Here is a 22963-nt window from a genome sequence, read left to right on the forward strand (position 1 = left end):
AGGGAGTGTCAGTGACATCAATGTTGCCTGACCTGCCGCTTTCGCGAGCAAGCCCGCTCCCACAGGTTTATGGGGTGGATTCAGGCTCGGTCAACATTTTGCGGAATGTCTCCACCAGCGGCCGCAAATTGATCCGGTGCCACGCCGCCCACAATGGCGTGGTGAAGCAAATCCATGGCACTTCCCGCAGCACCACCCCCGGCGGGGCGTTGCGGCTCAGGCCTTTCTGGATCATCGCGATGCCCAGCCCCGACGCGACCAGCCCCAGTGCGGTGAAGGGTTCGGTGGCTTGCATGCGGATATCCGGGGTGAAGCCGGCGCGGATGCAGGCGCTGACGAAGTCGTCGTGGCAACTGGCGTTTTGTCGGTGTTGCACGCCAATCCACTCCTGATCGGCGAGGTCCGCCGGGGTCAGCACGGTCTGCTGCGCCAGCCGATGGTGCTCGGGCAGGGCCAGCAGCATCGGGTCGTCCAGCACCTGGAAACCCAGCAGGTCGGGGTCGTCATCGGTCGGTGGTTCGCTGACCAGGGCGATGTCCAGGCTACGCTGGCGCAAGCCTTCGAGTTGTTCGGCCGAGCTGAGGTTGTACAGCGCCACGTGCACGTTGGGCCGGTCGACTCGCAACACGCGCAAGGCATTGGGCAGCACGCCAGCGTGCATGGCGTTTTCGATGTAGCCGATGCACAAGCCGCCTTCCTCGCCGCGGCCCAGACGCTTGCCGAGGGATTCCAGGCGATTGGCGTGGGTCAGCAGGGCGCGGGTTTCGGCAAGGAAGGTCTGGCCGTCGCGGGTCAGGCGGATGCGTTGCTGGCTGCGCTCGAACAGGGTCAGGCCCAGGCGTTCTTCGAGCTGGGCGATCTGCCGGCTCAGGGGCGACTGGGAAATGTGCAGGCGTTCGGCGGCGCGCCCGACGTGTTCTTCCTCGGCGACGGCGACGAAGTAGCGCAATTGGCGGATGTCGATCATGTCAGACCTGTAGGGACTCAAGTACTGCACATTATGTCTTGGACGGTCAGATCCTCGCAATCTAGGATCTGCTCAACGGTCATCACTGACCCCTGACTACTGACGAGGAATCATCCATGAGCTTGAAAGACAAACTGCCTGGCGTGCTGGGTTTCGGTACCGCGCCGCTGGGCAACATGTTCCGCGCCATCCCGGAAGAAGAAGCGCAGGCGACTGTCCACGCGGCCTGGGAGGCCGGCGTGCGCTACTTCGATACCGCGCCGTTCTACGGTTCGGGCCTGTCGGAGATTCGCCTTGGCGCCGCACTGTCGCGCTACAACCGTGACGACTATGTACTGAGCAGCAAGGTCGGCCGGGTGATCCTCGATGAAGTCGAAGACGCCGCCGCCCGTGACCTGGGCGAGAAGAGCGGAGTGTTCGAGCACGGCCGGCCGAACAGGATCGTCAACGACTACAGCGCCGATGCAACGATGCGTTCGATCGAGGACAGCCTCAAGCGCCTGCAAACCGATCGCCTGGACATCGTCTGGGTGCACGATATCGCCCAGGATTTCTACGGCGATCAATGGCTGGAGTACTTCAACCAGGCCCGTACCGGTGCCTTCAAAGTGCTGACGCGTTTGCGCGAAGAGGGCGTGATCAAGGGCTGGGGCCTGGGGGTGAACAAGGTCGAGCCGTGCGAACTGACCCTTGATCTGAGCGAAGCGCAGCCGGACGGTTTCCTGTTGGCTGGCCGCTACACTCTTCTCGACCATGATCGTGCCTTGCAGCGTCTGATGGACGCAGCTCAGGCGCAGAACGTCGAAATCGTGGTCGGTGGCCCGTACAGCTCGGGCATCCTCGCCGGTGGCGCGCACTTCGAATACCAGAAGGCCAGCCCGGCGATCATCAACAAGGTCGAGCAGATCAAACGCATTGCGGCGGCCCACGGTGTCGACGTCAAAGCCGCTGCATTGCAATTCTCGTTGGCCAACCCGGCAGTGGCCGCGGTGATTCCGGGCTCCAGTCGCCCGGACCGGATCGCCGAAGATGTGGCCGCGTTGTCGGCGGTGATTCCCGCTGCATTCTGGCAGGCGATGCGTGAGGCGAAGCTGGTTTCCGAGCGCGCACCCTTGCCCCTCACTGGAGCTTGAGCATGAAGATTGATTTGAGTGGAAAACTGGCAATCGTCAGCGGCAGTACCGCCGGCATTGGCCTGGGCATCAGCCAGGCGCTGGCCGAGGCGGGCGCCACGGTGGTGGTGATCGGCCGCGACACGGCCAAGGTCGAGCAGGCGCTGGCGAGCATTCGCCAACGTGTACCCGGCGCGCAATTGCGCGGCGTGACCGCCGACCTCGGCACCGCCGAAGGCGCCGAAATATTGTTCGCCGCCGAACCTCGGGCGGACATCCTGGTGAACAACCTCGGGATCTTCAACACCGTGGATTTCTTCGACGCACCGGACAGTGAGTGGACACGCTTCTACGAGGTCAACGTGATCTCCGGCGTGCGCCTGTCCCGGCATTACACGCCGGACATGGTCAAGCAGGGCTGGGGGCGGGTGATCTTCCTGTCTTCGGAATCCGGCGTGGCGACACCGGCGGACATGATCAACTATGGCGTGACCAAAAGCGCCAATCTGGCCGTGTCCCATGGCCTGGCCAAACGCCTGGCCGGCACTGGCGTGACGGTCAATGCGATCCTGCCCGGCCCGACCTTTACCGATGGCCTGGAAGAAATGCTCAAGGACGCCACCGCAGAATCGGGGCGCAGTGCCCGGGACGAAGCCGATGCATTCGTGCGCAAGGCCCGGCCGACGTCGATCATCCAGCGCGTGGCGGATGTCGAGGAAGTCGCCAATCTGGTGGCCTACATCGCTTCGCCGTTATCCTCGGCCACCACCGGCGCTGCCTTGCGAGTTGACGGCGGTGTCGTCGACAGCCTGGCCATTTGAACCTTTTAGATTAGAGAGAACATTTCATGGCAACTGCATCAGCCTTCATCGATATCCCGGCTTCGGCCGAACAGGTCTGGCAATTGATTGGCGGTTTCAACTCGCTGCCGGACTGGCTGCCGTTCATTCCCAAGAGCGAGCTCAGCGAAGGCGGGCGCGTGCGCAGCCTGCAAACGGCGGACGGCGCTGTGGTGATCGAACGTCTGCAAGCGTTCGACAACGCGGCTCAAACCTACAGCTACTCGATTTTACAGGCACCCTTTCCGGCGACTGATTATCTGGCGACGATCAAGGTCGAGGCGCAAGGCGAGGGCGCGCGGGTGACCTGGTCCGGGAGGTTCGAGCCGGTGGGTGTGAGCAACGAGGAAGTGGAGGCGTTGTTTACCGGCATCTATCAGGGTGGGCTTGAGGCGCTGCGGGCCAATTACCCGGTCTGACAGTCAAAACACCATTTCCTGTGGGAGCGGGCTTGCTCGCGAAAGCGGAGAGTCAAACAACATATTTGTTGAATGAGAAACCGCATTCGCGAGCAAGCCCGCTCCCACAATGGATCTTCATTGTTTTGGAGTGCGCATCAAGCCGGTGGAATCAAACTCTCCCGACAATTGAGCACCAGCCGCGCGCCACCCAGTTCGCTGTTGCCTACCTCCAGGGTAAACCCGTGCAGGCTGACAATCGCCGCGACGATGGACAGCCCCAGCCCGAAGCCGCTTTTTTGATTGCCCGCCTCGGCACGATAGAAACGCTGGAACACCGCCTCACGTTCCGCCTCGGGAATGCCCGGGCCGGAGTCGAGCACTTCGATCCGTGTATGCCCGCCATCGTTGACCCCACGCAAAATCACCGCACCACCGGGCGGGGTGAATTTGATCGAATTGCTTAGCAGGTTCGCCACGGCTTCAAACAGCAGTGCCCGATCGCCATTGAGGGGTGGCAATGAGGCGGGCAGGTGCAGTTGAAAAACCAGGCCGTCGTCTTCCGCCAGGGGCAGATAGAACTCATGCAGCTCTTGCAGCAACGGCACCGGGTCCAGTTGTACGAAACCGGAGCGGCGCTGGCGATCTTCCAGTTCGGAGATCCGCAGCAAACCACGGAAGCGCGCCATCAGGGTGTCGGCCTCGGCCAGCACCAGGTCCAGTTGCATGGCCTGTGGCGAGCCTTCGCCGGCTTGCTGCTGCATGCGGTAAAGCTGCGCGCGCAGGCGGGTCAGGGGCGTGCGCAGGTCATGGGCGATGTTGTCGCACACACCCTTGACCTCGTTCATCAAGCGCTCGATGCGTTCTAGCATGGCGTTGACGATGGCGGCGAGCATGTCCAGTTCGTCACGCCGATTGGACAGTGGCAGGCGCCGGCTCAGGTCGCCGGCGACGATGGCCTCGGCACTGGCCTGAATCCCACGAATGCGCCGCAACGGACGGCGCCGCAGCAAATACCAGCCGACAATGCCCGGCACAATGGTCAGCGTCACCCCCCAGAACAAGGCGTGAAGGATGATCCGGGTCACGGCAAACAACGAACCGTTGTCACGCACCAGCACCAGCCAGCGGCCGTCGAGGGTGCGGGTCGCCACGGCGTCGCAACTGTCGGCAGGCAGCGTCTGGTCGTCGGTGTCGTCGGAGGCATCGCAGTCGTTGAGCATGTGGATCTTGCCGTCGAGCGGCAAGCCGTCCGGAATGTAGCGCAGGGCGCCGCTGAGGTAACGGTGTTGGGCATCGAACAGGCCGTAGGCGTCGATGCCGCGGATGTCGAAGGTCATGCTGACGGCGAGGGCGTCCACCAGTTGCTCGCCGGAGAAGCGTGAAAACAGGTGCTGGCGCTGCATCAGCGAATGCTTGGCCAGGTTGTCCAGGTAAGCGGAAACCTCGTAGTACATGACCCCCATGAGAATCCCGCTCCAGATCACGAACAGCGAACTGTAGAGCGCAAGCAGGCGACTACTGGAAGAGCGCCAGCCTTTAGACGGGTTCGGCAATGACATAACCCGAGCCTCGCACGGTCCGAATCAGTGGGACATTGCCAGGCGGGTCGATCTTCTTGCGCAGACGGCCAATGTGTACGTCGATCAGGTTGGTGCCGGGGTCGAAGTGGTACCCCCAGACTTCTTCGAAAATCATCATCCGCGACAGGATTTGCCCGGTATTGCGCATCAGGAATTCCAGCAACTTGTATTCGGTGGGCAACAGCGTCAGCAGTTGGCCGTCGCGGCTGGCTTCGTGGCTGATCAGGTTCAGCTCCAGATCCGCCACCCGCAGCGTGGTGGCCTGGGCGGTCACGGTGTTCTGCCGGCGCAGCAGGACTTCGACCCGGGCGGCCATTTCATCGGTGGCGAAGGGTTTGGTCAGGTAGTCGTCGCCGCCAGCGCGCAAGCCGCGCACTCGCTCATCGACATCCGACAGCGCGCTGATCATCAAGATCGGCGTAGTCACGCCCATGGTCCGCAGCGTGGTGACGATCGCCAGGCCATCGAGCTCGGGCAACATGCGGTCGAGGGTGATCAGGTCATAATTACCGCTGACCGCACGTTCCAGCCCTTCGCGGCCATTGTCGACCCAGTCGACGTCGAGGCCGTGGCTGCTCAGTTCGGCGACAATTTCCCGGGCGGTCACGGCGTCGTCTTCGATGGTCAAGATGCGGGTCATAAGGCTGGCCTGATAAGCAGTTCAATACGAAGTTGCGAACATTTTGCCAAGAATTGCCAGCGACTTAATAAATTAACTTTCATCTGGCTCGCGATAGCGGGCTGACAGGCAATGCATGTGTCGACTGACCCGGCGCCATCGCGAGCAAGCTCGCTCCCACAATGGAGTGATGTCGAACACAAAGTCCGCGTACGACGAAAATTACTGTGGGAGCGGGCTTGCTCGCGAAGACGGCAGGTCAGGCGAAGCGAATCTATCTATTCGATCGGCGTATCCACAAACACCTCAAGCCCTTCGGCATACGCCGTGAACGCGGCGATCCGCGGAAAGTGCGCTGCATTCACCTGATCCGGCACCACCAGGTTGGTGAAGCTCCAGGCCACGGCGAGGGTGATGCCATCCTGCTCAATCGCACCGTCAGTTTTCAGCGGCTGCTTTTCCAGTTCCTGCTCCAGCGCCGTATAGGCTGCCGCGAGTTGTCCCTCGACCCGCTGCACCCAAGGTTCGAACTGAATTTCTGCCGGCCGCAGGTTGCGTTCGTAGTAAAGCTGCACGGATTTTTCGCTGGCGGCCAGCGCCAGGCCAATCAGGCGCAATGCGCGCAGGCGCTGATTCGGTTCGACGGGCATCAGACTAGTGCCGGCCAGGGTTTCCAGATAGTCGATGATCAGTGTCGAATCCATCAACACGCCGCCGTCATCCAGCACCAGGGTAGGCGCCTTCACCACCGGGTTGATCTGCTGGAATTGTTCGAAGTGGCGGAACACCGACACCGATTGATGTTCCAGCGTGATTCCCAGACATTTGGCAGAAATGGCTGCGCGCCTTACGTAGGGCGAGTCGAGCATACCGATCAGCTTCATGGTCCTTTCCTTTATATGGCCATTTTGGGAGGGACAACCTTAGCTGAGGTTCGCAGCCCTGCAAATGACAGTGAAAAATGCCCGGTGGCAGCCGCTTGTCTTCTATATACAGCCGCTCGATTGAATTTCTTGCTATAAAGGCACTCCGATTACCGCCTCAAAGCCTGCCGTAGAGCATTTTCAGGGCTTTGTCGGACAAATTCGCTGTCTTTTCAGTTGCTGAGGCCTCAAGTCGGCCGTAGACTGCCGCCCCTCGTAAATTGAGTGCCGGGTGGCGCTTGGAACAAACGGCGCCTTTCCGATGGCCTGCCCAGGTCTGCCGGAACGCTCCCTTATTCGCCTTAATGCACGTTTTTTTATAGAGATATCAATGACAAAGGACAAGTTGCTGGCCATGCCGGCGGATGACTACATGAATGCCGAGCAACATGCTTTTTTCTCAGAGCTGTTGCAGAACATGAAAGTCGAAACCCATGAGCGCATCGAGCAGAACCGTATCGCGATCGAAAGCCTGGACACCCCGGCCGATCCGGCAGACGCGGCTTCGGTCGAAGAAGAGCGCACCTGGCTGGTGAACGCGATCGATCGCGACCAGCGCATGCTGCCTCAGTTGGAACAAGCGCTGGAACGCATCAAGGAAGACAGCTTCGGCTGGTGCGACGACAGCGGCGAGCCGATTGGCCTCAAGCGCCTGCTGATCAGCCCGACCACCAAGTACTGCATCGAAGCTCAAGAACGCCACGAGCAAATCGACAAGCACCAGCGTCAGGCCTGATTCTGTGAGGCAGCCCCTTTGATCCGGGCTGCCTTGAAAAGATCGCAGCCTGGGGCAGCTCCTACGCAATTGAAGTAGGGCGCTGCCGCAGGCTGCGATCTTTGTTTTCTGCCGTCTTCGATTTCCCGGTTCTTCTATTGATCTGCTGCAACGTTCGCGACTAAAGGCGCATGGATAATGGCCTTATAGTGGCGCTTAATGCGAAGACAACAATTAGAAGTTTTCCGGGGTGACGAAGATGACGAGGGACGGATCTCTGGTTGCGGCAGTGCCTGCACCAGTGCTTTTGCCGAAAAACCGCTGGCTGACACCGACGCTGCAAAGTATCGCCCTGATGCTGTTGTTATGTGGCATGACGCAGGGTGATGGGGCGCTCTACCTTGGCCTGCCCCTGGCCGTATTGATTATCTGGCTGCCTCACCTGCGCTCGCGCGCTACCCCGGAGGCTGCTATCTCCGTTAACTCCGACGCCATCGGCGAGTTGACTCGCGATCTTTCCTACACCACCAGCCATAATGCGCTGTCGGCCGCTGGTGTCGCGTTTTCGGTTCGGCAGTTGGCGGACAAGTTGCAATCGCAGCTCATGGCAGCGGCACAGATCGTCAGTAACGCCGAGGTCATGATCACCACCGAACAGGCCACCTCGACGCTCAGTCGCCAGGCGCTGAGTGCTGCCAGTGAGGCTCACCAAAGTGGGGTAGCCGGGCGCACGGAATTGATCGAGTCCATTGCGTGCATGCATCAGCTCAGCCAGCGCGCCAGCAACAGCCGCGAACTGATCGAAGCCTTGAGCCTGCGCAGCGATGATATCCAGCGGGTGACCCTGGTGATTCAGTCCATCGCCAGCCAGACCAACCTGCTGGCGTTGAACGCAGCTATAGAAGCGGCGCGGGCGGGGGAGCACGGTCGCGGGTTCGCGGTGGTGGCCGACGAAGTTCGCGGGCTCGCCGCACGCACGGCGACCGCCACGGGCGAAGTCGGTGAGATGGTGGCAGATATCCAGCAACGCACCGCGCAGGTGGTGGAGCAGATCCGCCAACTGTCCAGCGACCTGGGCGCAGGTGTCGAGCAGGTCGAACGAACGGGACAGCACCTGGAGAACATTGCCCGTCTGGCCGCCAGTGTCGAATCCCGGGTCGGGGAAATTTCCCAGGGCGCGGACACCAACCGTGAACAACTCGATAGCCTGTTTCACGCCATCGAACAGATGCGCAGCGACCTGGCGGTCAGCGACCAGCAGACTCAACGCCTGGCCCATGCGGCGGTACAAATGGAAGGGCAAGCCGAAACCATCAGCGAGCGTCTTGCCGAGGTGGGGCTGGATGACTATCACCAGCGGATCTATGACCTGGCGCGCGAAGGTGCGAGCCAGATTGCAGCGCGTTTCGAAGCGGATATCGACGCCGGCCGAATCAGTCTCGACGATTTGTTCGATCGCAATTACCAGACTATCCCCAATACGAGCCCGACCAAGTACCAGACTCGCTTCGACCGCTACACCGATCAGGTTCTGCCGGCGATCCAGGAACCGTTGTTACCGCGCCACGAAGGATTGGTGTTTGCCATCACCTGTACCCAGCAGGGTTATGTGCCGACCCACAACAGTGTGTTCAGTCAGCCGCTGACGGGCGACGCGCAGATCGATGCCTTGCAGAACCGGACCAAGCGCAAGTTTGCTGATCGCACCGGGATTCGCTGTGGCAGCCATCAGAAGGCAGTGTTGCTGCAAACCTATACACGCGACACCGGAGAGTTGATGCACGATCTCTCGGTGCCGATCACGCTCAAGGGCAGGCATTGGGGCGGTTTGCGCCTGGGCTACAAACCGGAAAAACCGCGCTAGGAAACTCTAATGCTGCTCACTCAAGAGATAGAGCGAACGATAAGCACCTGTGGCGAGGGAGCTTGCTCCCGTTGGGGCGCGAAGCGGCCCCCTTCTTTTCCCTAAAGAGCAGGGGACTGCTACGCAGTCCAGCGGGAGCAAGCTCCCTCGCCACAGGTACAGTGTTCGTCCTTGAGTGATTGTTACAAATGCTGCAACGGACCTGTGCAGCGTTTTGCTGTTTCCTCGTCGAAAATTTAACTAGCATATCTATTAATTAGGTTGCTAATGAAATTCGGGGGGGCAGCATGCAAGGCAAAGTTGATGTCGCGGTCATGATCGGCAGCGGTGTACCTGCCAATTTACGCTCCTTGGGGCGCAAGGTTTGCTGGGTCGTGTTGCTCAATGGCGAGCGCCGGGGCACGGCGTTCTCCAGTCGCGATGAAGCGGAGGAGTGCAAGACTGCCTGGTTGGCGCAATTGAACGCCGAAAGACCTGGCAGTCTGCATTGAGGTTGTCAGTGCGTCTGGTGCATGCGCAGGTTCAGGTCGTCGACCACCCGCGCCCAGTCTGCGTCTTCGCGTAATTGCTCTTTGAGGAAACCGGCCTGCTGCGGTGACCAGAACTCGGCATCGATGAGTTTCTTGTCGTCACGCAGGGAATGGCTGTCAATGAAGTCGTCGATCGCTTTCTGGCTGGAGTCCAGGCCGAGCTGGTCGAAAAGGCCTTTCAAGTCGTGGGTCGGTGATTCCATGTTCATCTCCTTGCAGGTCATCAGTCGGGTCGAGGAACGGGGCGCGATACCCTGGCTTCAAGGGCGACGCACGGGTGGAGTTCGATCGCGATGTTCAGGCGCAACAGTGAGCATAGACCGCCAACCCGACAATCAGGCTTTCAATGCGCCCGCATCGACCGCCGCCTTCAGTTCCCTGGCTGACTCCTGGGCCGCAATGGCGGCAACATCCGGGGTTTTGAACCAGCGATCCTTTTCGACCTGGTGATACGTCACGGTCTTCAGTGGTGGTTTGGCGCGCATGACAATCACGGCCTGGAATTCACCACCGACTTCTCTGGCTTCACCGCGGATAAAAAACTCGCCGATATCAAATTCCGTCACGTTGCAGGCTTCCCATGGAAATACATTGTTGTTGTCAACGTAACCCGATTCTTTGCGGATCCGTTTTATTGGGCGGGCAGTATGGCAGTAGTTGCCCGTCGACGGCTGAGATAAGTCGGCGGGCAGACGAACCGTCGATGGAAATGACCGCGCCGGGCATGTCAACAACGTGATTCAAGAAGCCGGGCGAGGGCACACGCTTCGTTATGATCAGCTCGGAAACCTCTGACGCTGCCTGTAGAAATGTCCTTGATATGGAAGAAGGCATTGCCCGCCATGACTACCCGAAATCGCGGGCGGGTCGGGACATCGTGAAGCGGTTCATGGGGATGGAACCGTATCGGCGGCGAGATCGACGTTGTTTCTGTATCAGGCACCAGGGGAAAGGCAATGTGTGTGAGCGTGCACATATGAAGTCCTTTTCATTGTTTAATCGACGTATGTACGTCGTTTTGGCTAGTCTCCAAGAGCATCGCTGCTCTAGAATCACCCTCACTGGTGGGTGAATGATGTTTATCTAAAGCAATTTTTTGCGGACGATATGTAGGAAAAGATTTTTTCTTGATGAGATTTTTCCCCGAAGTTGATAGTCCATAATTTTCTGGCAGCAGGAAGGGTGTTTTCCTTCAGCCTGTGACGAACGCCAGGCAAGACGACGCGAGTGACGTTCCAGTAGTCTTCTCAAGCTTCGTGATAAGTGAGTGCACTGCTCATTCAGGACTTCAATCCGGGTTCTTTGGCTACACCTTCGGCATTGCCGCTTTTTTGGCTGTGCGTTTTTTTTTCGCGCACGGCACCATTTTTCAGATGTGGGGATGTTTCCTTGGCAGTAAGTAATCTCGATATGCATGCTTTGTTCGTGCTGGGTGATTTGCGCGCAAAGCTGGTCAAGCAGTTTCAGTCACGTTTCGTTTACATCACCGAACAAAACGCTGAAGGCATCTACATTGCCGAAATCGACACCGAATCAGCCCTGGTGGTGGACGACAAACCCGGACTCAAACTCAAGGTCGGCGATCATTTCAGCGCGTCCGTGCTGCCCAGTCGCGAAGGCGGCAAGCTGGACATCAAGTTCCGCGACATCAAGCTGACGGTTTACGGCATTGGCGATTACGCCTTCGTGACCACGGCCGATGGCCAGGGGATCGTGTTCAAGGAAGGTCACAGCGTGGTGATGGTGTTTGCCGCCCATCAACAGCTGCAGGAAGGCCTGACCAAGACCCTGAAAGCCGTGACTGCCAAAGCTGCCAAGTGGCGCAAGGGCGAGTTGGTGACCTTCAAGGCCAGCGAGTGATGACCCTGACCCGCGCCGATTTCCACGAACAGAACCAGGCCAGCGCTCAAGACGAGGCGCGGCGGCTGTTCGGGCAGAAGACTATTCTGCAAGGAGCCTGGCTGAATTGGGTGGCGTCACAGCTTTACCAACTGCAACCGGCGGCATACGCCAGCATGGTCAGACGAGAGCTGATGCGTTTGCAGGAAACTTCCGAAAACTGATCCGCGCACCTCGAAAGCACGAACCTCTACTACAGTCATTGGACTGAGTATTCAGAGGCTTCGCGGTCTACTGCCAGGCCATCCTGCTATTGCTGTGAACAGCACGAGGTGCAAAAGCATGAACGGATTTCGACGGTTGCTGGCTGCTGTCCTGGCCACTTTCGGCTTGATGGTGACAGCCGCCCCGGTGTTTGCCGCGCAGACGCCCATCCACTTCGCCGACCTGAACTGGGAAAGCGGCAGCCTGATCACCGATGTCTTGCGCATCATTGTCGAGAAAGGCTACGGGCTGCCGACCGACACCTTGCCGGGCACTACCATCACTCTGGAAACCGCGCTGGCCAACAATGACATTCAGGTCATTGGCGAAGAGTGGGCCGGTCGCAGCCCGGTCTGGGTCAAGGCGGAGGCCGAAGGCAAAGTCGTCAGCCTTGGCGACACGGTCAAGGGTGCGACCGAAGGCTGGTGGGTGCCGGAATACGTGATCAAGGGCGACCCGGCCAAGGGCATCAAGCCGCTGGCGCCGGAACTGCGCAGTGTCAGCGACCTGCCGCGCTACAAAGACGTGTTCAAGGACCCGGAAGCCCCGGCCAAGGGACGCTTCCTCAATAGCCCCATCGGTTGGACTTCGGAAGTGGTCAACAAGCAGAAGCTCAAGGCCTATGGGCTGGACGACAGCTACGTGAACTTCCGCAGCGGTTCGGGCGCGGCACTGGATGCGGAGATCAGCTCGTCAATTCATCGTGGCAAGCCGGTGCTGTTTTACTACTGGTCGCCCACGCCGTTGCTTGGCCGCTTCAAGCTGATTCAACTCGAAGAACCACCGTTCGATGCCGAAGCCTGGAAGACCTTGACCGACGCTGACAATCCCAACCCACAGCCGACCCGTTCCCTGGCCTCCAAGCTGTCCATCGGTGTTTCCACACCGTTCCAGAAACAATATCCGCAGATTGCCGAGTTCTTCACCAAGGTCGACTTTCCGATCGATCCCCTGAACAAAGCACTGGCCGAAATGAGCGAGAAACATACGCCGCCGCGTCAGGCGGCGCAGGCGTTCATGAAGGCTCATCCGGACGTCTGGAGGGCCTGGCTACCCAAGGACGTGGCGGATAAAGTCTCCGCCGCCCTGTAGGCGCTGCCGCAGGTCGGGATCTTTTGATCTTTGTCATGAAAAAGCAAAATCAAGACATCGCAGCCTGCGGTAGCTCCTACAATGTTCGGTTCATATCCCTTTCAAGGATCTCTGAACCATGACCCTGTTGTTGGCTCAGTCGCTGGTGACGATCTTCACCGTAATCAGTCTGGTGCATGTGTATTGGGCGTTGGGTGGCGAGTGGGCGGCGGTGGCGGCGGTCCCGCAAGTACCGCAGGAGGGCAGTGCGCAACTGAGGCCGGCGTTCACGCCGCGAGGCTGGATCACGCTGGTGGTGGCCGCAGTGCTGCTGTTGATTGCCATGTTGGTGTGCTTGCGGGTGGGTTGGTGGCTGCCACCGTTGCATCACTGGTCGTTGCAGTGGCTGATCAGCGCGATTGCGATTTTGCTGTTTGCCCGGGCCATTGGCGATTCGGAGCTGGTGGGTTTTTTCAAAGAGGTCAAAGGCTCGAAATTTGCCCGGCTGGACACCTGGGTTTATTCGCCGTTGTGTGTGGTGTTGGGGGCTGGGTTGCTGGCGGTGGCCTGGGTCTGAGACAGCGACGTTTTTGTAGTGACAGTACTGGCCTCTTCGCGAGCAAGCCCGCTCCCACAGTGTCTGGTGTCGTACACACCTTTTGAGTTAGACACCCACCCTTGTGGGAGCGGGCTTGCTCGCGAAGAGGCCGGTCCAGGCACTAAAAATCTTTGGTCTAGCTGCCGCTCTCGGTCCGCCGGCTGCTCACCTCGGCCGGCACATCATCCCCGGCCATACGTTTACGAAACAGCGCCGCCCGAGCCAGCAGCAAGGTGGTCACCGGCACGGTAACCGCCAGCAGGATTGGAATCAGCCAGGCGTGCAAGACCGGCGCGGACTTGAGCGCCGAAAAGTAGATGATCGAAGCCAGCGCCACGCACCAGGCCCCGAGCGTCGAGGCCAGGGCCGGTGGGTGCATGCGCTGGAAGTAGTCCTTCATGCGCAGCAGGCCCGTGGCGCCGATCAATGCAAACAGACTGCCGAGCACCAGCAGGATCGCCACCGGGATTTCCACCCACAACGACAATGGCGTGTTCATTCGATTACCTCACCACGCAGCAGGAATTTAGCCAGGGCGAACGAGCCGACGAAACCGAACAGTGCGATCAGCAGCGCCGCCTCGAAGTAGGTGTCACTGGCATAACGAATACCCAGCGCCAGCATCATCAGCATTGCGACGATGTACAGGTAGTCCAGCGCCAGGACCCGATCCTGGGCCGACGGCCCTTTGAACAGGCGAATCAGGGTCAGGATCATCGCCAGGGAAAAGAAGAACAGGCTCAGCAGGATCGCGTTCGACAGCAATGGGCTCATTCGAAGATCTCCATCAACGGACGTTCGTAGGTTGCCTTGAAGTGCTGGATGAACAGCGCCTCATCGTCCAGATCGAAGACGTGCAACAGCAGAATGCTGCGGTCCAGTGCCAGCTCCGACCAGACCGTACCGGGCACCACCGTGGTGATCATCGACAGCGCGGCCAGGCCGTTGGCGTCACGCAAGTCCAGCGGCACCTTGATGAATTGCGAGCGGGGCGGGCGGCGACCGGCATTGAGCACGCCCCAGGCCACGGCGAAGTTGGACACCAGCACATCACGCCCGACCAGCAGGACCAGGCGCAGGATCACCCCGGGACGCCGGATGCGCACCGGCAGGGGACGAAGCCTGCGCATCATCAGCGGCGCGCAGAACCCCAGCGCCGCACCCAGCAGCAGATTGCCGGGGCTGGTCGACAGGTTCAGCAACAACCACAGCAGCCACAAGGCCAGCGACAGCAACGGTGCCGGAAACAGGCGCTTCATGGTTGCACCTCCAACGGGCTTGCTTTGGCCGACGGGTTCGGTACGACGCGAGTGTCGAGCACGGCCATCACGTATTGCTGCGGGTTGTACAGGGCATCGGCGGCGGCCTGGGTGTAGCGCAACAGCGGATCGGCCTTGAAGGTCAGCAGAATACTCAAGCCCAGCAGCGCGAAGATCGGCACGCATTCGAAGCGTCGCAACAGGGGCGATGGCCGTTCCGCCGGCGTCCAGAAGCGTTGGATACCCAAGCGCGAGAACGCGATCAGCGACGCCAGCCCTGACAAAATCAACAACACCAACAGGCCCCACGCGGCGTTGGAAATCGGTTCGTCACCGCTGTTGCCCAAGCCCAGCGGATTGAGCAGGGCACCGATCAACCCGAGTTTGCCGATAAAGCCGGACAGCGGCGGCATGCCGATGATCAGCAAGGCACAGGCGATGAAGCTCAGGCCAAGAAACGCCATGGTCCAGGGAATCACCTGGCCGACCACGGCTTTCTGCTCGTCGTCGAGGTTGATGCCTTTGGGCGGATGCAGGGATTCCAGTGGCCGGGGCAGCAGTTCGGCTTCATCCTCAAGCAGGACTTCATTGGCCGAGCGCGAGCGCTCGATCAGTTCGGCCAGCAGGAACAGCGCGCTCAATGCCAGGGTCGAGCTGAACAGATAGAACAGCGCCGCGCCGGCCAGGTTCGGCTGGGCGAAACCGATGCTCGACAGCAGAATGCCCGCCGACACCAGAATGCTCAGGCTGGCCATGCGCTCCAGGCGTTGTGCGGCGAGGATCGCAATGGCGGCGCAGACAATGGTTGCCATGCCGCCATAGATCAGCCACTCACCGCCAAAGAACGCCGATGCCCCGGCCTGGGCGGAAAACAGCAGCGTCCACAAGCGCAGCAAGGTATAGACGCCAACCTTGGTCATGATCGCGAACATCGCCGCCACCGGCGCGCTGGCCGAGGAATACGCCGGCACCAGCCAGAAGTTCAGTGGCCACATGCCGGCCTTGGCCAGAAACGCGACGGCCAGAATCCCTGCGCCGGCGTGAAGCAAGCCGCGATCGGCTTCGGACACCAGCGGGATTTTTACCGCCAGGTCGGCCATGTTCAGCGTGCCGGTGACGCCATAGATCAGCGCCGCGCCAATCAGGAACAGCGACGAGGCCAGCAGGTTGATCGAGATGTAATGCAACCCCGACGACACCCGCGCCCGGCCCGAGCCGTGCAGCATCAGCCCGTAGGATGCGGCCAGCAGCACCTCGAAGAACACGAACAGGTTGAACAGGTCCGCAGTGAGGAACGCGCCGTAAAGGCCCATCAACTGAATCTGGAACAGCGCGTGAAAACTCGAACCGGCGCTGTCCCAGCGTGCCATGGCAAACAGCAGGGCACTGACGCCGATGATGCCGGTCAGCACCAGCATCAGCGCCGACAGGCGATCGACCACCAGCACCAGGCCGAACGGCACTTGCCAGTTGCTCGGCAGGTACACACCGATGGAGCCGGGCACGCCGGTGGTTTGTGTCCATTGCAACAACGCCACGGCGATGCCCAGCCCGAGCAGGCTGGAGAGCAGATTGATCTTTGCCTTGAGCGGTCGGTGTTTCTCGCCGAGCATCAGCATGATCGCGGCTGTCAGCAGCGGCAGCAGAATGGGCGCGACGATCAGGTGAGACATCGCCATCATTCCTTAGGCTCCCGGCCATCCACATGGTCGGTGCCGGTCAGGCCCCGGGAGGCCAGCAGCACCACCAGAAACAGCGCGGTCATGGCGAAGCTGATGACGATTGCCGTCAGCACCAGCGCTTGCGGCAACGGGTCGGTGTAGTGCAGCAGATCCTGAGGGACGCCGTCCTTGATGATCGGTTCCTTGCCGATGAACAGGCTGCCCATGCTGAAGATGAACAGGTTGACGCCGTAGGACAGCAGGCACAGGCCCATGACCACCTGGAACGTTCGTGGACGCAGGATCAGCCAGACGCCGGACGCGGCAAGTACGCCGATGGCGATTGCGATGACTTCTTCCATCAGACGACCTCCTTTATGGCAACTGATTTAGGCTGGGCAGCGGTTTTGTGACCTCGCACCGACTGGTGGGCGAGGGCGGTGAGGATCAACAGGGTCGAGCCGACCACCACGCCGTACACGCCGATGTCGAAGAACAGCGCACTGGCGAGGTGAATGTCACCCAGCAGCGGCAACGAGAAATGCCAGGTGTGAGTTGTCAGGAACGGATAGCCGACCACCATTGCACCCAGCCCGGTGGCCGTGGCAAACAGCAGTCCGGTGCCCATCCAGCGCAGCGGCCGCAGGCTCATTTGCGCCTCGACCCACTGCGTGCCGGCAACCATGTATTGCAAGATGAACGCCACCGACATCACCAGCCCCGCGACAAAGCCGCCGCCCGGTTGATTGTGCCCACGCATGAACAGGTAGAACGACACCACCAGCGCCACCGGCAACAGCAGGCGCACCAGCACCGCCGGTACCATCATGAAGCCGAGCGCGGTGTCGCTGGCGTGGCGCGGGTTGACCAGGTCGGTGACCACGTCCGGTGCGAGCAAGCGTTGCTGGGCCGGCAGTTGCAGGCTTTCCTTCGGCGGACGGAAGCGGCGCAGCAGGGCGAACACGGTCAGGGCCACGGCCACCAGCACGGTGATTTCACCGAGGGTGTCGAAACCGCGGAAGTCCACCAGCATCACGTTGACCACGTTACTGCCGCCGCCTTCGGGCAGGGCGCGACTCAGGTAGAACGAGGAAATATCGTTGGGTGTCTGGCGCGTCAGCATGGCGTAGGCCAGCAACGCCATGCCGATACCGACCGTGGTCGACAGCAGCAAGTCGCGGATACGCCGCACCCGTGCCCGGCGCAGGCTGCCCGGCAACGGCGAGACTTCTTCGATCCGCCGTGGCAGCCAGCGCAGGCCCAGCAGGATCAGCACCGTGGTCACCACTTCGACCGCCAGTTGCGTCAGGGCCAGGTCCGGCGCCGAAAACCAGACGAAGGTAACGCAGGTCATCAGGCCGCAGACGCTGACCATGGTCAGGGCCGCCAGACGGTGATACTTGGCCTGATACGCCGCGCCAAGGGCACAGGCGATGGCCAGCAACCACAAGGTGACGAAGACGATCGACCCCGGGATTTTCGGTCGGTCACCCCAGTGCAGGCTGCTGTGCAACATGGGAATCAACCCCGCCAGCACGGCGGCGAGCACCACCAGGAATAATTGCATTTGCAGGCGCCTGGTACCAATCCGGGGCTCCAGGCGACGGGCCAGGCGCATCATCACGACCAGGCCACGCTCGAACAGGCGCTTGCCGTCAAGACGACCAATGATCGGCGGGTAGTGGAAGCGTCCACGCTTGAATTGGTTGCGCAGCAGCAAGTAGAGCAGGGTGCCGCAAGAGAGGGCGATCAGGCTCATGATCATCGGCGCGTTCAGGCCGTGCCAGATGGCCAGGCTGTATTCGGGCAGCGTGCCGCCGACCACCGGTTGCGCTGCGGCAGCCAGCAGCGGGCCGACCACTTGGGCCGGGAAGATCCCCACCAGCAGGCAAGTGAACACCAGCAACTCGACCGGGGCGCGCATCCAGCGCGGTGGCTCGTGGGGCGTGTGGGGCAAGTCGGTTGCCGGCGGACCGAAGAACACATCCACGGTGAAGCGCAGGGAATAAGCCACGCTGAAGGTACCGGCAATGGTCGCAACGATCGGCAAGCTCAGTTCGACCCAGCGCGTGGCATTGATGAACACGGTTTCGGCGAAGAACATCTCTTTGGAGAGGAAGCCGTTAAGCAGCGGCACACCCGCCATCGAGGCGCTGGCGACCATGGCCAGGGTCGCGGTGAACGGCATCAGTTTGAACAGTCCACTGAGTTTGCGGATATCGCGGGTGCCGCTTTCGTGGTCGATGATGCCCGCGGCCATGAACAACGAGGCCTTGAACGTGGCGTGGTTGAGGATGTGGAACACCGCGGCGACGGCGGCCAGTGGGCTGTTCAAGCCGAGCAGCAGGGTGATCAGGCCGAGGTGGCTGATGGTCGAGTAGGCCAGCAACCCCTTGAGGTCGTTCTGGAACATCGCGCAATACGCCCCGAGCAACAGGGTGCAGGCACCGGCGCCGCTGACGATGTAGAACCATTCTTCACTGCCCGAGAGCGATGGCCAGAGCCGCGCGAGCAGAAAAACCCCGGCCTTGACCATGGTCGCCGAGTGCAGGTACGCCGACACGGGGGTCGGCGCGGCCATGGCGTGGGGCAGCCAGAAATGGAAAGGAAATTGTGCGCTTTTGCTCAAGGCGCCGATCAGGATCAGGGGCAATAGAATCGGGTAGAGGGCATGGGCGCGAATCAGGTCGCCGGCGGCCAGGACCTTGTCCAGGTCATAGCTGCCGACCACATGGCCGAGCAGCATGACCCCCGCCAGCAGGCACAATCCGCCCGCACCGGTGACCATCAGCGCCATGTAGGCGCCGCGCCGGGCATCGGCGCGATGGTGCCAGTAGCCGATCAGCAGGAATGAGAAGAGGCTGGTCAGCTCCCAGAAAAACACGATCTGGATCAGGTTGCCGGAGACCACCAGGCCAAGCATGGCGCCCATGAAGGCCAGGAAAAACGCGAAGAAACGCGGCACCGGATCGTCCGGCGACATGTAGTAGCGGGCGTACAGCGAAACCAGGGTGCCGATGCCCAGTACCAGCATCGAGAACAGCCAGGCGAAACCATCCATGCGCAGGACGAAGTTCAGGCCCAGGCTGGGCAGCCAGAAAAACTCTTCGCGAATGACGCCGCCATGGGCGATCTGCGGGTACAGGAGCGCGACCTGGACGGTACCGATCAGGGCGACCAGGCCAGCCAGCAGGGATTCGGCGTTACGAGCATTGTGCGGCAACACGGCCGCCAAACAGCTACCTATGAAAGGCAGAAGCAGTAGAACTATCAGGGACATAGGCTTCTAATCTGCGGAAGTTTGTGAAGCATCATACGTGCCAGCTCCCGGATCACCAAACGCCAAGCTGTCGCAGAATCCTACACGGTAGTCCGAAAAAGCCCGTTTAACATTGTTTCAGGGGGAGGGATTTCGTCTGTACCGGCGCCTTCGCGAGCAAGCCCGCTCCCACATTTGAAACGCATTTCAATGTGGGAGCGGGCTTGCTCGCGAAGGCGGTCTATCAGGCGATGCAAAAGCTGCGGTTTATCGCTGTGTTTCCTGTTCCAGCTCTTCCTCGACCGCAGCCGCCTTACCCTTGGTCTTCAGTTCACTGACAATCACCGCCGCCACAATCAACCCGGCCCCGACCAGGGCAATCGCCGGCAAGCGTTCCCCGGCGATGCGCCCGACAATCCCGGCCCATACCGGCTCGCCGGCATAGATCAGCGTGGCGCGGGTTGGTGAAACGCTTTTTTGTGCCCAGTTCATTGCCACCTGAATCGCCGCACTCGCCGCCCCAAGGCCCAACGCGCTGCACAGCAACAACCACGAGAAGTCCGGGATCGCCTCATTGGTTGGCACGACCATCAGGAACGACAGCACGGAAGTGACCGCCAGTTGCACCACTGTCACCCGGCGCACATCGACCTGGCCGGCATAGGTGCTGATCAGGATGATCTCGGCCGCAATGGCCACCGCGCTGATCAAGGTAGCGATTTCACCGGGGCTGAAGTTGAACGACGCACCGGACGGCCCGGACAACAACATCAACCCGGTAAAGGCCAGCATGATGCCGATGCTGGGCATCAACCCCGGACGCCGCCCCAGCACCAGCCATTGCAGCAACGGCACAAAAGGGACGTACAGCGCGGTAATAAACGCCGATTGGCTGCTGGGAATGCTTTGCAGCCCGACCGTCTGCAAGCCGTAGCCGAGCATGATCGCCACGCCGATGAACGACCCGGCCTTGAGTTCGAACAGGCTCAGGTCGCGCAGGTGACGCCAGGAAAACAGGGCGACGATGCTCGCGGCAGCGGCAAAGCGCAGGCCGACGAAAAACATCGGGCCGCTGACGGTCATCGCATGCTGTACCAGCAGGAAGGTTCCGCCCCAGACCATCGTGATCAGCACCAGCACGCATTCGGCCTTGCTGAACCGTGTAAAACCGGAGGAAGCTTTTGGGGAGTTCACCGACGTCATGACCTTGCACGCTACTGGAGGGAGACGCACAATGCGCCGAATGTTGCGCAGTATACTGCCCAACCCCACTCAGTGAGCAATATAGTGCACAAAGATTCTACCCAGCGGGCATCGGTGCTCCAGCACGTCAGTCAAAATGTTCGTCGTTTGCGTCATGCCGCCGACATGAGCCAGACCGCGCTGGCCGAAAAGTCCGGTGTCAGCCGCCGAATGCTGGTGGCTATCGAGGCGGGGGAAAAGAACGTCAGCCTGACCACCCTCGACCGGGTGGCCGAAGCCCTCGACGTTGCCTTCAGTGATTTGATCCAGGCTCCCGACGCCCGCGACCCCAGCCGTATCAATGAGCTGGCCTGGACCGGCACGATCCCCGGCAGTAAGGCGGTGTTGCTTTCCAAGGCCCAGGCCAGCCGCGAAGTCGAGCAGTGGGAATGGTGCCTGCAACCGGGCGAGGTGTATCCGTCGGAGCCGGACGCCGATGGCTGGAGCGAGCAGATTTATGTCTTTGACGGTTGCCTGACCGTTATGCTCGGCGACCAGCCGCAGAATATCGCTGCGGGTGAGTTCTTCATGTTCGCCAGCAACCAGCCGCACTGTTACCGCAACGACGGGGCGGTGGCGGCAAGGTTTGTGCGTAACGTGGTGATCTGAACAGGGAGAACACGATGGACCACGCCTTGACCCATGACGCCGACATCCTGATTGTCGGTGGCGGCCTCAGTGGCACGATGCTGGCGGCGCAGTTGATGCGCCTGCCAGGCAAGCGCAAGGTGCTGGTGATTGAGCCCCGCGCCGAACTCGGCCGGGGCGAGGCCTATAGCGCGGTGGAGTTGGGGCATACGCTCAATGGCAACGCGGCGCGGATGAGTGTCGATCCGGACAACGCCGACGATCTGACCCAATGGCTCACCGACTATATTGCCGGCGGCGGCTGGCCGGAGTCGGACCAGCAGCATGTGCCGATCAGCGAATTGTTTCCGCCTCGGGGGATATTCGGTCTGTACGCGCAGCAGCGTCTGGCAGAAGCGCAAGCAGTGGGTGCCTTGAACGGTTCGACCGTCGAACATGTGCGGGCCGAAGTGGTGGATTTGCAAACCGGTACGGAAAACGTGCGGCTGACGCTGAGCGATGGTCAATGCCTGCAAGCAGCGTTTGCGGTGCTGGCCACCGGGATGTTCCCCGCCGCGCGAACACCGCAAACCCAATCCAGTGGCTTGAACGCAGCGGCCCTCGATCCGTGGGATGTGGCAGCCATGCGGCAGCTCGATCCACAGTCGACGGTCATGATCATCGGCTCGGGCCTGACCATGGTCGACGCCGTGGTGTCCCTGGATCAGGCCGGGCATCGTGGTCCGATCGAAGTGTTTTCCCGCCATGGCCTGCTGCCCCATGTGCGTCGCCAGCCACCGGCCTGGGTGGATTTTCTCGCGCAGGACCAGAGCATCCGCACGCCTCGCCAGTTGATGCGCGAACTGCGTCGGCACTGCCGGGACGCCATCGCCCTGGGCATTGACTGGCAGGCGCCACTGGACACGGTGCGGGCACACATCGGCCGCTTGTGGCATCAGGCGACGGACGTGCAGCGTCGGCAGTTCGTGCGGCATGTGCGGCCGTGGTGGGAAAGCCATCACCACCGCTCGCCACCCTTGAGTGCCGAACTGGTGGAGCGCTTATATAAAGAAGGGCGGTTGCGTATTCACGCGGCCTCGTTCAAGGGGCTTGAGCGTTCGACGGGCGACAGCGTCAGTATTCGCCTTCGACGGCGCGGCGAGGCGCACAGCTGTGTCGTCAGCGGTGCGGCCCTGATCAACTCCAGCGGAATCGAATACGACTGGCGCCGGGTTGCGCGGCCGTTGCCCCGGCAACTGCTCGCCCGTGGCCTGGTGCGGCCGGGGCCGTTGGCCTTGGGCATCGCGGCGGAGGTCGATGGCGCGGTCCTGAACGCCGAGGGCCAGCCCGCCAGCCGTCTGTTTGCCATGGGGCCGCCGTTGCGCGGCATGTGGTGGGAAAGTACGGCCGTCACCGATGTGGCGAGCCAGGCCAAGGCGTTGGCCGGGCGACTGGTGCGCTAAGGTCGCCCATTCAACACACCGCGCAGTCAGCGCGGTGTGTTGGCGTTGTTGGACTCGTCGATCAGGTTGTGGGTCTGTGGGTCTGAGTACATATCCGTTGCTGCGGTAACGGCTGCTTATGGTTTCGCCCTTACGGCGAGTCCCTTTGGCAAGCGCCCCAAAGGAACCAAAGGTCTCGCCCCTTACGTAC

Annotated in this window: 26 protein-coding genes; 12 read left to right on the forward strand and 14 right to left on the reverse strand. The window is 61.0% G+C overall.

The genetic code is table 11. The features are described from left to right. Positions 1–67: 67 nt before the first annotated feature. Positions 68–967, reverse strand: coding sequence for a LysR substrate-binding domain-containing protein (locus tag PMI28_RS16275; protein ID WP_007986223.1), 900 nt, complete (start codon positions 965–967; stop codon positions 68–70). Between the two features lie 116 nt (positions 968–1083). Here PMI28_RS16275 and PMI28_RS16270 point away from each other — a divergent pair, with 116 nt between their 5' ends. The 3 genes from PMI28_RS16270 to PMI28_RS16260 are packed head-to-tail and all read left to right on the forward strand — an operon-like array spanning position 1084 to position 3337. After that, positions 1084–2100 (forward strand): aldo/keto reductase, encoded by a 1017-nt coding sequence (locus PMI28_RS16270; RefSeq protein WP_007986225.1) that lies wholly within the window; start codon positions 1084–1086, stop codon positions 2098–2100. Between the two features lie 2 nt (positions 2101–2102). Then, positions 2103–2900, forward strand: a complete 798-nt coding sequence (locus PMI28_RS16265) for an SDR family NAD(P)-dependent oxidoreductase (RefSeq protein WP_007986228.1) — start codon at positions 2103–2105, stop codon at positions 2898–2900. Positions 2901–2926: 26 nt separating this feature from the next. Beyond that, on the forward strand, positions 2927–3337 hold the full coding sequence (locus tag PMI28_RS16260; protein WP_007986230.1) for an SRPBCC family protein: 411 nt from the start codon (positions 2927–2929) through the stop codon (positions 3335–3337). A 137-nt stretch (positions 3338–3474) separates the two neighbouring features. Here the strand turns inward: PMI28_RS16260 and PMI28_RS16255 are convergent, their stop codons facing one another. The 3 genes from PMI28_RS16255 to PMI28_RS16245 form a co-directional block, all read right to left on the reverse strand. Then, on the reverse strand, positions 3475–4878 hold the full coding sequence (locus PMI28_RS16255; RefSeq protein ID WP_007986232.1) for a sensor histidine kinase: 1404 nt from the start codon (positions 4876–4878) through the stop codon (positions 3475–3477). Then, positions 4856–5539, reverse strand: coding sequence for a response regulator transcription factor (locus PMI28_RS16250; RefSeq protein ID WP_007986234.1), 684 nt, complete (start codon positions 5537–5539; stop codon positions 4856–4858). The genes PMI28_RS16255 and PMI28_RS16250 overlap by 23 nt, the downstream gene beginning before the upstream one ends. Positions 5540–5796: 257 nt before the next feature. Beyond that, positions 5797–6402: a glutathione S-transferase gene (locus tag PMI28_RS16245; RefSeq protein WP_007986237.1), complete on the reverse strand. Its 606-nt coding sequence runs from the start codon at positions 6400–6402 to the stop codon at positions 5797–5799. A 370-nt stretch (positions 6403–6772) separates the two neighbouring features. Between PMI28_RS16245 and PMI28_RS16240 the strand changes: the two genes are divergently transcribed. From PMI28_RS16240 to PMI28_RS16230, 3 genes are all read left to right on the forward strand, one after another. Continuing rightward, the gene (locus tag PMI28_RS16240; protein WP_007935965.1) at positions 6773–7177 is read left to right on the forward strand and encodes a TraR/DksA family transcriptional regulator; all 405 of its coding nucleotides are present in this window, start codon (positions 6773–6775) and stop codon (positions 7175–7177) included. Between the two features lie 619 nt (positions 7178–7796). Then, the gene (locus PMI28_RS16235) at positions 7797–9020 is read left to right on the forward strand and encodes a methyl-accepting chemotaxis protein (RefSeq protein WP_443200724.1); all 1224 of its coding nucleotides are present in this window, start codon (positions 7797–7799) and stop codon (positions 9018–9020) included. Between the two features lie 287 nt (positions 9021–9307). Then, positions 9308–9511: a hypothetical protein gene (locus PMI28_RS16230; RefSeq protein ID WP_007986241.1), complete on the forward strand. Its 204-nt coding sequence runs from the start codon at positions 9308–9310 to the stop codon at positions 9509–9511. A gap of 5 nt (positions 9512–9516) precedes the next feature. On the opposite strand, the gene PMI28_RS16225 is transcribed toward PMI28_RS16230, so the two are convergent. From PMI28_RS16225 to PMI28_RS31060, 3 genes are all read right to left on the reverse strand, one after another. After that, positions 9517–9753, reverse strand: coding sequence for a DUF2789 domain-containing protein (locus PMI28_RS16225; RefSeq protein WP_007986243.1), 237 nt, complete (start codon positions 9751–9753; stop codon positions 9517–9519). A 132-nt stretch (positions 9754–9885) separates the two neighbouring features. Then, positions 9886–10116 carry a hypothetical protein gene (locus PMI28_RS16220; protein WP_007986244.1) on the reverse strand — a complete coding sequence of 77 codons (231 nt, stop codon included), beginning with the start codon at positions 10114–10116 and terminating at the stop codon, positions 9886–9888. A 161-nt stretch (positions 10117–10277) separates the two neighbouring features. Next, positions 10278–10526 carry a hypothetical protein gene (locus tag PMI28_RS31060; protein ID WP_081501418.1) on the reverse strand — a complete coding sequence of 83 codons (249 nt, stop codon included), beginning with the start codon at positions 10524–10526 and terminating at the stop codon, positions 10278–10280. Between the two features lie 413 nt (positions 10527–10939). Here PMI28_RS31060 and PMI28_RS16215 point away from each other — a divergent pair, with 413 nt between their 5' ends. The 4 genes from PMI28_RS16215 (at position 10940) to PMI28_RS16200 (ending at position 13301) form a co-directional block, all read left to right on the forward strand. After that, entirely contained in the window at positions 10940–11410 is a 471-nt protein-coding gene (locus tag PMI28_RS16215) for a hypothetical protein (protein WP_007986246.1), read from the forward strand. After that, a complete protein-coding gene (locus PMI28_RS16210) occupies positions 11410–11613 on the forward strand; it encodes a hypothetical protein (RefSeq protein WP_007986248.1) in 204 nt (67 codons plus the stop codon). Before PMI28_RS16215 ends, PMI28_RS16210 begins: the two co-directional genes overlap by 1 nt. Before the next feature lie 118 nt (positions 11614–11731). Then, the gene (locus PMI28_RS16205) at positions 11732–12745 is read left to right on the forward strand and encodes an ABC transporter substrate-binding protein (RefSeq protein ID WP_007986250.1); all 1014 of its coding nucleotides are present in this window, start codon (positions 11732–11734) and stop codon (positions 12743–12745) included. Between the two features lie 118 nt (positions 12746–12863). Continuing rightward, positions 12864–13301, forward strand: a complete 438-nt coding sequence (locus PMI28_RS16200) for a DUF3995 domain-containing protein (RefSeq protein WP_007986251.1) — start codon at positions 12864–12866, stop codon at positions 13299–13301. A 157-nt stretch (positions 13302–13458) separates the two neighbouring features. Here PMI28_RS16200 and PMI28_RS16195 read toward each other — a convergent pair whose 3' ends face one another. The 7 genes from PMI28_RS16195 to PMI28_RS16165 all read right to left on the reverse strand — a co-directional run bounded on the left by PMI28_RS16195 (position 13459) and on the right by PMI28_RS16165 (position 20704). After that, entirely contained in the window at positions 13459–13821 is a 363-nt protein-coding gene (locus tag PMI28_RS16195; RefSeq protein WP_007986252.1) for a Na+/H+ antiporter subunit G, read from the reverse strand. Beyond that, positions 13818–14096, reverse strand: a complete 279-nt coding sequence (locus PMI28_RS16190) for a K+/H+ antiporter subunit F (RefSeq protein ID WP_007986253.1) — start codon at positions 14094–14096, stop codon at positions 13818–13820. Before PMI28_RS16190 ends, PMI28_RS16195 begins: the two co-directional genes overlap by 4 nt. After that, positions 14093–14581 (reverse strand): Na+/H+ antiporter subunit E, encoded by a 489-nt coding sequence (locus tag PMI28_RS16185; RefSeq protein ID WP_007986254.1) that lies wholly within the window; start codon positions 14579–14581, stop codon positions 14093–14095. The genes PMI28_RS16190 and PMI28_RS16185 overlap by 4 nt, the downstream gene beginning before the upstream one ends. Next, positions 14578–16263 (reverse strand): monovalent cation/H+ antiporter subunit D, encoded by a 1686-nt coding sequence (locus PMI28_RS16180; RefSeq protein WP_007986255.1) that lies wholly within the window; start codon positions 16261–16263, stop codon positions 14578–14580. Before PMI28_RS16180 ends, PMI28_RS16185 begins: the two co-directional genes overlap by 4 nt. After that, positions 16260–16604 carry a Na+/H+ antiporter subunit C gene (locus PMI28_RS16175; protein ID WP_007986256.1) on the reverse strand — a complete coding sequence of 115 codons (345 nt, stop codon included), beginning with the start codon at positions 16602–16604 and terminating at the stop codon, positions 16260–16262. Before PMI28_RS16175 ends, PMI28_RS16180 begins: the two co-directional genes overlap by 4 nt. Next, positions 16604–19522, reverse strand: a complete 2919-nt coding sequence (locus tag PMI28_RS16170) for a monovalent cation/H+ antiporter subunit A (RefSeq protein ID WP_007986257.1) — start codon at positions 19520–19522, stop codon at positions 16604–16606. The genes PMI28_RS16175 and PMI28_RS16170 overlap by 1 nt, the downstream gene beginning before the upstream one ends. A 246-nt stretch (positions 19523–19768) precedes the next feature. After that, positions 19769–20704 carry a DMT family transporter gene (locus PMI28_RS16165; RefSeq protein ID WP_007986258.1) on the reverse strand — a complete coding sequence of 312 codons (936 nt, stop codon included), beginning with the start codon at positions 20702–20704 and terminating at the stop codon, positions 19769–19771. 84 nt (positions 20705–20788) lie between these two features. Between PMI28_RS16165 and PMI28_RS16160 the strand changes: the two genes are divergently transcribed. Together PMI28_RS16160 and PMI28_RS16155 are read left to right on the forward strand one after the other, a co-directional pair. Beyond that, the gene (locus tag PMI28_RS16160) at positions 20789–21352 is read left to right on the forward strand and encodes a helix-turn-helix domain-containing protein (RefSeq protein WP_007986259.1); all 564 of its coding nucleotides are present in this window, start codon (positions 20789–20791) and stop codon (positions 21350–21352) included. Between the two features lie 14 nt (positions 21353–21366). After that, positions 21367–22773: an FAD/NAD(P)-binding protein gene (locus PMI28_RS16155; protein WP_007986260.1), complete on the forward strand. Its 1407-nt coding sequence runs from the start codon at positions 21367–21369 to the stop codon at positions 22771–22773. Positions 22774–22963 lie beyond the last annotated feature (190 nt).

The organism is Pseudomonas sp. GM48, from assembly GCF_000282335.1.
Taxonomy (GTDB): Bacteria; Pseudomonadota; Gammaproteobacteria; order Pseudomonadales; family Pseudomonadaceae; genus Aquipseudomonas.

What these genes read in the sequence shown, in the direction of transcription:
- PMI28_RS16240 (WP_007935965.1), top strand. Translation starts at nt 6,773, where the DNA reads ATGACAAAGGACAAGTTGCTGGCCATGCCGGCGGATGACTACATGAAT.
- PMI28_RS16205 (WP_007986250.1), top strand. Translation starts at nt 11,732, where the DNA reads ATGAACGGATTTCGACGGTTGCTGGCTGCTGTCCTGGCCACTTTCGGC.
- PMI28_RS16265 (WP_007986228.1), top strand. Translation starts at nt 2,103, where the DNA reads ATGAAGATTGATTTGAGTGGAAAACTGGCAATCGTCAGCGGCAGTACC.
- PMI28_RS16260 (WP_007986230.1), top strand. Translation starts at nt 2,927, where the DNA reads ATGGCAACTGCATCAGCCTTCATCGATATCCCGGCTTCGGCCGAACAG.
- PMI28_RS16180 (WP_007986255.1), bottom strand. Translation starts at nt 16,263, where the DNA reads ATGATGGCGATGTCTCACCTGATCGTCGCGCCCATTCTGCTGCCGCTG.
- PMI28_RS16200 (WP_007986251.1), top strand. Translation starts at nt 12,864, where the DNA reads ATGACCCTGTTGTTGGCTCAGTCGCTGGTGACGATCTTCACCGTAATC.
- PMI28_RS16270 (WP_007986225.1), top strand. Translation starts at nt 1,084, where the DNA reads ATGAGCTTGAAAGACAAACTGCCTGGCGTGCTGGGTTTCGGTACCGCG.
- PMI28_RS16195 (WP_007986252.1), bottom strand. Translation starts at nt 13,821, where the DNA reads ATGAACACGCCATTGTCGTTGTGGGTGGAAATCCCGGTGGCGATCCTG.
- PMI28_RS16175 (WP_007986256.1), bottom strand. Translation starts at nt 16,604, where the DNA reads ATGGAAGAAGTCATCGCAATCGCCATCGGCGTACTTGCCGCGTCCGGC.
- PMI28_RS16165 (WP_007986258.1), bottom strand. Translation starts at nt 20,704, where the DNA reads ATGACGTCGGTGAACTCCCCAAAAGCTTCCTCCGGTTTTACACGGTTC.
- PMI28_RS16250 (WP_007986234.1), bottom strand. Translation starts at nt 5,539, where the DNA reads ATGACCCGCATCTTGACCATCGAAGACGACGCCGTGACCGCCCGGGAA.
- PMI28_RS16210 (WP_007986248.1), top strand. Translation starts at nt 11,410, where the DNA reads ATGACCCTGACCCGCGCCGATTTCCACGAACAGAACCAGGCCAGCGCT.
- PMI28_RS16245 (WP_007986237.1), bottom strand. Translation starts at nt 6,402, where the DNA reads ATGAAGCTGATCGGTATGCTCGACTCGCCCTACGTAAGGCGCGCAGCC.
- PMI28_RS16155 (WP_007986260.1), top strand. Translation starts at nt 21,367, where the DNA reads ATGGACCACGCCTTGACCCATGACGCCGACATCCTGATTGTCGGTGGC.
- PMI28_RS16185 (WP_007986254.1), bottom strand. Translation starts at nt 14,581, where the DNA reads ATGAAGCGCCTGTTTCCGGCACCGTTGCTGTCGCTGGCCTTGTGGCTG.
- PMI28_RS16190 (WP_007986253.1), bottom strand. Translation starts at nt 14,096, where the DNA reads ATGAGCCCATTGCTGTCGAACGCGATCCTGCTGAGCCTGTTCTTCTTT.
- PMI28_RS16170 (WP_007986257.1), bottom strand. Translation starts at nt 19,522, where the DNA reads ATGTCCCTGATAGTTCTACTGCTTCTGCCTTTCATAGGTAGCTGTTTG.
- PMI28_RS16235 (WP_443200724.1), top strand. Translation starts at nt 7,797, where the DNA reads ATGATCACCACCGAACAGGCCACCTCGACGCTCAGTCGCCAGGCGCTG.
- PMI28_RS16255 (WP_007986232.1), bottom strand. Translation starts at nt 4,878, where the DNA reads ATGTCATTGCCGAACCCGTCTAAAGGCTGGCGCTCTTCCAGTAGTCGC.
- PMI28_RS16225 (WP_007986243.1), bottom strand. Translation starts at nt 9,753, where the DNA reads ATGGAATCACCGACCCACGACTTGAAAGGCCTTTTCGACCAGCTCGGC.
- PMI28_RS16230 (WP_007986241.1), top strand. Translation starts at nt 9,308, where the DNA reads ATGCAAGGCAAAGTTGATGTCGCGGTCATGATCGGCAGCGGTGTACCT.
- PMI28_RS16275 (WP_007986223.1), bottom strand. Translation starts at nt 967, where the DNA reads ATGATCGACATCCGCCAATTGCGCTACTTCGTCGCCGTCGCCGAGGAA.
- PMI28_RS31060 (WP_081501418.1), bottom strand. Translation starts at nt 10,526, where the DNA reads ATGTGCACGCTCACACACATTGCCTTTCCCCTGGTGCCTGATACAGAA.